4 protein-coding genes, 1 tRNA gene and 1 pseudogene (1 of these 6 cut by a window edge) are annotated in these 7,447 nt (G+C 50.9%); all 6 read right to left on the bottom strand.

The window, feature by feature from the left end:
• Positions 1-1,172 (bottom strand): annotated as a pseudogene (gene thrS, locus GTN70_04390) (threonine--tRNA ligase); it reaches 643 nt to the left of the window's first position.
• 117 nt (positions 1,173-1,289) lie between these two features.
• Positions 1,290-1,366: transfer RNA gene (locus tag GTN70_04385), tRNA-Val, on the bottom strand.
• Between the two features lie 73 nt (positions 1,367-1,439).
• On the bottom strand, positions 1,440-2,732 hold the full coding sequence (locus tag GTN70_04380; protein ID NIO16225.1) for a DUF512 domain-containing protein: 1,293 nt from the start codon (positions 2,730-2,732) through the stop codon (positions 1,440-1,442).
• Positions 2,733-2,734: 2 nt separating this feature from the next.
• Positions 2,735-3,340, bottom strand: a complete 606-nt coding sequence (locus tag GTN70_04375; protein ID NIO16224.1) for a CDP-diacylglycerol--glycerol-3-phosphate 3-phosphatidyltransferase — start codon at positions 3,338-3,340, stop codon at positions 2,735-2,737.
• Positions 3,259-4,470, bottom strand: coding sequence for a GTPase HflX (gene hflX / locus GTN70_04370; GenBank protein ID NIO16223.1), 1,212 nt, complete (start codon positions 4,468-4,470; stop codon positions 3,259-3,261). Before hflX ends, GTN70_04375 begins: the two co-directional genes overlap by 82 nt.
• The coding region (gene dnaE, locus GTN70_04365; protein NIO16222.1) for a DNA polymerase III subunit alpha at positions 4,451-7,447 on the bottom strand (2,997 nt) is incomplete at its 5' end. The genes dnaE and hflX, both read right to left, overlap by 20 nt.

Raw genomic sequence — 7,447 nt, 5'->3', positions numbered from 1 at the left:
AGAATTTCTATCGTCATGTCGAGGAGCGCAAAAATCTCGCCCTCGAGCTGTTCGGGGGTTAAAAATATATGGGCATCGTCCTGGGTGAAGCCTCGAACGCGCATGAGCCCGTGGAGAACACCGGATCGCTCGAAGCGGTAGACAGTCCCGAGCTCGGCGTAGCGGATGGGAAGCTCACGGTAACTTCTGAGCTTCGATTTGTAGATGCTGGTGTGGAAGGGGCAGTTCATCGGTTTTATCTGGTAATGAACTCCTTCCACTTCCATGGGGGAATACATATCCTCCCGGTAATAGTCCAGATGCCCGGAAACCCTCCACAGGTCGAGCTTCGCAACGTGAGGGGTGTAGACGATCTCGTAATCTTTCGCCAGGTGCTCCTCCTTCCAGAAGTCCTCGATGATCTTCCTCATCAGGGCACCCTTTGGATGCCAGAGGATCAAACCGGGGCCGATATCGTCGCTAACGGAGAACAGGTCGAGTTCTCTTCCGAGGCGACGGTGGTCCCGCTTCTTTACCTCCTCGAGAAAGTTGATATATTGCTCCAAGCCCTCTTTGTCGGGGAAGGCAGTGCCGTAGATCCTGGAAAGCATCTTGTTGTTTTCATCGCCCCTCCAGTACGCACCCGCTATCTTGAGGAGGCTGAAGAAATTTACCCGCCTGCTCGACTTCACGTGGGGGCCCCTGCAGAGGTCGACGAACTCGCCGAGTTTGTAGAGGGACACCTTTTCATCCGCTATTTCCCTCAAGAGTTCGACCTTGTAGTGCTCGCCAATTTTTTCGAAATAATCGATCGCCTCTTCCCTACCCATGACCATTTTTTCAAAGGGAAGGTTCCCGGCTACGATCTTTTTCATCTCCTTTTCGATCTTTTTCAGGTCATCGGGCGTAAAGGGCTCCCGGACGTCAAAATCGTAGTAAAATCCGTTTTCTATAGATGGCCCGATCGTTACCATCGCCTCGGGGAAAAGTCTTTTCACGGCACACGCCATAACGTGGGCGGCGCTGTGCCGGAGGATGTCCACGCCCTCATCTTCGTCAACCATGATCCACGATATCTCCGAGCCCTCCTCAATCGTCCTGCTCAGGTCGCTCTCCATGCCGTTGACCTTTACGGCTACCACTCTACCGGCATTTACGGATGAATTGTTGACGAGTAGGTCTTCGTATGTCATACCCGGGGTGAACCGATCCTGCTGCCCCTCAACGGTAACATATGGCAACGCCCAATCTCCCTCATAAAGTTTAAAAACCCGGATAAACCGGGTTAGTCGAATGAATATCTATACTTATGGTGGGCGATACTGGATTTGAACCAGTGACCTCCTGCATGTCAAGCAGGCACTCTAACCATCTGAGCTAATCGCCCACACGTTTGATTTAGCATTAAATTATTACCAAAGGTGCTTTTTTGTGTCAATACGTTATTTTCTCAATTACCATCAATTATACATTATTTCCAGGCATTTTCGGTAAAATTCGACAGGATCGGGTTCAAATACGACCACCCTTTTTCCCGTGACACCTCCCAGTTTTTCCGGCGTGAGATCATCGAGGAATCTATCCCCCGTTTCCCTCAAGAGGACCGAAGGTATGAAGAGAATTTCCCCCTTTCCGCCTTTGACCGCCCTCACTATGTCTTCACCCGTAAGCAGGCCCGTGACGGTAACGGTATTCCCGAAAAGAGCGTTCTCAACCGGTATTACCCTCACCGATGCTCCTGTTTTTTGGTTGAATTCAGAGATGAAGCGATCGATGAGCCCCGAGGACAACGCGCCAGTCACCACAATTCCGGCAAGATCTCCCATGGGTTTTGCCGCCATTTTGGAAAACCTGTTTGCAGACTTCATGAATTTTCTCACCAGCCCCACGCCGTTTTCTATCTGATGGAATTCTCCATACCGCTTCTCGGAAGGGAGACCTCTCTGTGCCAGGATATAAAACTCATCGGAAGCGTAGAGGAAATCCTCTCCACTCTCTTTCCTGAATTTTCGTGCGAAAGACTCAACATACGTAACGATATCCTTTGCCTTTTCTACGGTGATACTTTCAATGGGCGGCAGGCCTTCCCTGTGGGCGGTTATTCCGACCGGCACCAGCGCTACGCTCTCCAGTCCGGGATAAAGGCGGGAAAGATCCGAGACGGTCTGCGTCAGGACCTTTCCATCGTTGATTCCCGGGCAGATGACTATCTGGCCGTGGACGGAGATGCCGTTGTGGGTCAATTCGTGAAGGGTTGTCTTTATGTCTCTGGCACGCGGATTGCCGAGCATCCTTCGACGGAGGTCGTTGTCCGTTGTGTGGATGGAAACGTAAATCGGTGACAGACGGTATCTGATGATCTTGGCGAGCTCCTCATCGGTCACATCGGAGAGGGTAACGAAGTTTCCCGAGAGAAACGAGAGGCGGTAATCCTCGTCCTTTACGTACAGAGTCCTTCGCATCCCCCGGGGCAGCTGGTGTACGAAGCAGAAAACGCACTTGTTCCTGCACCGTTTGACTTTTATCGGCTCGGGGATAATGCCGAGGGGGCCCTCTTTCTCACGGTATGGGAAGGTGAACTCCTCGCCCCTTTTGTTCCTTACGCCGATACGGCACCTTGCCTGTGCGGTGAGGAAGTGAAGGTCGATGAGGTCTTCGACACTTTTCCCGTTCACGTGAACGATTCGGTCGCCCCGCACAACGCCGTGCCTGTCTGCGACGCTGTCCCGTGTTACACCGTCCACTCTGACCACGTTTAAATCCTTGTCAGCTTTTTAAAACCGTTTACAAAGTAGTGGATTCCCGACAGAAGGGTCGTCCCACCCGTCACGTAAAATAGAGCGGTTTTGACTATAACGGCATTTTTTTCGAGACCGAGGCCACGTATAAAATCAGGATAGGAGAGGAGGAAGAGGATATATGCGATCGTGGTGAGCTGGAAGACGGTGTTGGCTTTTCCGAGGGGGACGGTGGATATCTCCTCCATGCCGATAAATATGATGATCAGCAGCGAGCCCAGGAGTATGATGATGTCCCTGCTGATTGTGATGATGACGAGCAGGAGGGGAATTTTTTGATATATCCCGAGAATGATGAACGATGTGGCCATGAGGGCCTTGTCGGCTATGGGGTCAAGGAGCATGCCAAACCTGCTCTTTACCTGGAATACCCGCGCGATGAAACCGTCGACGGCATCGCTCAATCCGCAGATGACGAAGACGTACAAGGCATATGTGTACCTGTCCTGAATGATAAACTGGACGAAAAAGGGGATGAGTATTATTCTCGCTGCCGTGATGATATTTGCGAGGTTGAGAATTCGCTCTGTGTCGAACTTTTCCCTGTATCTTCGAACTGGCATACGCGCTTTAAGATCTCCCGTATTAATACATCTGTCCCATTCCCCGTCTTCGCAGAAATATACAATTTCCCGCTGCCGGGCTCAATAGAATATTGTCCTTTCGTGAGGTCTGTTTTGTTATACACGGTTATCATCGGTTTATCCCTTACGCCGATATCGGAGAGGATCTCCTCGACGACCTCCTCGTTTTCCTCACTGAAGGGCGATGAAAAATCGATGACGTGTATGATCAGGTCGGACTCGTTGATGCCCTCGAGTGTCGCCTTGAAAGCATCGATGAGCTCGGGGGGAAGATCCCTTATGAATCCGACCGTGTCTACGATGAGGCATCTTTTTCCATTTGACGGGATGTTTATTCTCCTCGTTGTCGGATCGAGGGTCGAAAACATCTGATTCTTGGAGATCGCGGAGGCACCGGTCAGGAAATTAAATAGGGTGGATTTGCCGGCGTTGGTGTATCCAACCAGGGAAACGACAAAGGCATTCCCCTTCTTTCTCCTTTCGTAATGAAGAGTTCTCGTCTTTCGAACCTTGACAAGATCCCTTTTGATCTGGCTTATCCTCTCCCGAATTCTCCTCCTGTCTATCTCGAGCTTCTTCTCTCCCGGCCCCCTGGTTCCTATTCCCCCTCCCGTTCGTGACAGCTCCCTGCCCTTCCCGATGATCCTGGTCAAACGGTATTGAAGCTGGGCGAGCTCCACCTGCAATTTACCTTCCGAACTCTTTGCCCTCTGGGCAAAGATGTCGAGAATGAGCTCTTTCCTGTCGATTACCTTCACGCCGAGAAACTCCTCGAGGTTTTTTTGCTGCACAGGCCGCAGGAGATTATTGAAAATGACGAGATCCGCGTCGTGGTGGTGAATCAGCCTGTGGATCTCATCCGCTTTCCCGGTGCCGATCAGCATGGAAGGATTGAAGTGGCTTGCCGAAGTTATCACGGAGTGGGGAACCTCTGCATTGGCGCTTCTTGCAAGGGCATGCAGCTCGTCCATGAAATCCTGGGCTATTACGGGCCGGTAAGGGCTGCTCTGTCTATTTTTCCTGCCCTTGAGGAATACACCGACGAGGATAGCCTTTTCCTTTCCTCCATTTCCGGAGACAATTGGGCGGTCAGTGAAGGTCAAAAGCATCGTACCCCAGTTTATTTTTCAAATCCTTTGCGAATGTCGGCGAAGGGGCCAGCGAATAATCTTCGGACAGATCGATGACGACAAGCAGTGTTTCATCGAGGATGTAGTTGATTCGAGATTTTTTATCGCCCCTGTGTTTCATGAAAAGCTTGCTGATCTCAGCCACATCTTCACTTTTAACCCTGCTGGAATCGAGCGTTATGTGTACCTCCCGGGAGAGCCGTTCTTTCCCTTCGTTGATCTGAACAATGTCCTCTGCAATTATTTTAACACTTTTGTCGTCTCTCTCCACTCTCCCGGAAACGAAGAAGGGGTCGGCTGATTTGATTATGTGATCCGATACTCCGTAGAGGTTCGGGAAGACGATTACCTCGACGATTCCCTCCCTGTCCTCGAAAAAGACTATTGCCATTACCTCGTTGCGCCTCGTTCTCTTCTCCCGGAGGTTGTTTACCACACCTGCAACCGTAACCCTGTCTCCCTGATACCTGTGCTGGAGAGAGGATGTGGTTTCAACGCTCACCTCGGATAAAAGGGCATCGTGCTGGTCGAGGGGATGTCCCGTTATGTAGAAACCGAGGCTCTCTTTCTCGTAGAGCATCTTCTCCTTCTCCGACCAGTCGCGCACCCCTTCCAGATCGATCTCGAGACGTATGATATCCGCTGGGGCTTTTTCCCCGAAAAGACCCATCTGGGGGTCTGCCTCTTTCTTTTTCATGAGCTGGACCTTCTCCATCAATCCCGGGAATATCGTGAACGCCTTCCCTCTCGATGGCTCTATCGTGTCGAAGGCCCCCGCTTTTATCAGGCTCTCTATCGTCCTCTTGTTCACCTTCCTGTGGTCAACCCTCCTGGAAAAGTCCAACAAATTGGCAAATGGACTCTCTTTTCGCGCTTCGACGATGCCTTCGATTGCCGAGGAGCCCACGTTCTTGATTGCAGATAGCCCGAAGCGTATCTTGCCGTCACTGATGATGAACTGCTCCTCGCTTTCGTTCACGTCGGGGGGCAGGACCTCGATTCCCCTGTCTTTGCAATAGTTGATGTACTGTATTACCTTGGCTGTATCCTGTGCTTCGTAGGTGAGAATGGAGCAGAAGTACTCCACGGGGTAATGGGTCTTCAAATACGCCGTATAGTAGGCGATGAAAGCGTAGGCCGCGCTGTGGGATTTGTTGAAACCGTATTCCCCGAACCCTTTTATGCTGCTCCAGAAGATCCCTGCTTTTTCCCTCTCTATTCCCTTTTTCACACATCCATCGATGAATTTGATCTCATGCTCGGCCATTTTTATCTGGTCTTTTTTCCCGATCGCCTTTCTGAGCGAGTCGGCTTCGCCCATCGAATACCCGGCGAGCACCTGGGCAATTTTCATCACCTGTTCCTGGTAGACGATCACTCCGTGTGTGTCCTTCAGGATCTCCTTCAGCTCCGGGAAGATATAATCTACCTGCCTTCGCCCATGTTTCCTCTCAACGTAATCATCGACCATTCCGCTCTGAAGAGGCCCCGGCCGGTACAGGGCAATTGCATCGATGAGCTCTGTTAATTTCGTGGGTCTGATTTTTGTGATGAGATCGGTGAAGCCGGTGCTCTCGCACTGGAATACCCCTTTCGTGTCTCCCTGTTGGAGCGTTTTGTAGACCTCCACGTCATCGAGCTTGATCCGTTCCAGCTTCAGTTCGACCCCGTGGTTCTGTCTGATGAGGTCGAGGGCGTGCTTCATTATCGTCAGCGTCCGCAGGCCGAGAAAGTCGAATTTTATCAGTCCGATCTTATCGATATCCTTCATCGGAAACTGCGTGGTGATATCCCCGTTGGAGTTTCTGTAGAGGGGGACATGCTCGGTAATCCGGCCGCTGGAAATGACGACCCCCGCGGCATGCGTCGATGCGTGCCTCGAGGTCCCCTCGATGGCAATCGATATATCGGCAACCTTTTTCGCCTGAGGGTCACTATCGAGCAGATCCTTTAACCTGGGGTCGGTCCTTATCGCGGGGGCAAGTTTCATTCCTGCAGGGACGAGTTTTGCCATCCTGTCTGCCTCAGCGTAGGGAATGTCGAGAACTCTTGCCACATCTCGGATGGCGGCTTTTGCCTGCATGGTCCCGAAAGTGATGATCTGTGCAACGTTCTCCTTTCCGTATTTATCCTCGACATATCTGATCACCTCATCTCTTCCGAGCATACAGAAGTCGCAGTCTATATCGGGCATGCTTATGCGGTCGGGGTTTAAAAACCTCTCGAAGAGCAGATCATATTGAATCGGATCGATGTCGGTAATCCTCAGGCAATAGGATACCAGTGATCCCGCGGCGCTCCCCCTTCCCGGTCCAACGGGAATACCCTTTTTCTTGGAAAAGTTTATAAAGTCCCAGACAATCAAAAAATAGTCAGCAAAGCCGGTATTTTTAATGACCTCTATCTCGTAATCCAGCCGCTTTCTGTAGTGCAACCGGTCATGGTCGTCGATTTTTTCGTTGCGCGATTTCATTTCCAAGAACCGCTCCTCCATGCCGTTGATGGCAAGTGTCTTCATGTAATCGTGGCTTGCAATACCCTCCGGGGATAGGAAGCGGGGGATTTTGTAGGTTCCAAGGTCGATGGTCACATTGCATCGCTCGAAAATGTACATCGTGTTCTTGAGGGATTCGCCGTAGTTCTCGAACTCTTTGTACATCAGTTCAGGGGGTTTTAAGTAAAACTGGTCTGTTTCAAATCTCATCCTGTTTTCGTCGTCTATTTTCTTGCCCGTCTGGAGGCATAAAAGGATGTCATGGATCCCGTAATCCTCCTTTTTCAGATAGTGACAGTCGTTGGTCGCAACCAGCGGCACGCCGTTTTTATTCGAGAGCTTGGCGAGCAGCTTGTTCATCCTGTTTTGTTCGGGAAGGCCGTTTGCCTGGATCTCGAGGAAAAATGAATCCTTTCCATAAATGTCAACATACTCTTTGAGCACCTGGGTGGCTTTTTTCTC

Source organism: Deltaproteobacteria bacterium (genome assembly GCA_011773515.1).
Classification (GTDB): domain Bacteria; phylum Desulfobacterota; class Deferrimicrobia; order J040; family J040; genus WVXK01.
The sequence above is the reverse complement of the archived record's forward strand: the minus strand, read 5'-3'. Positions and strand labels throughout refer to the sequence as shown.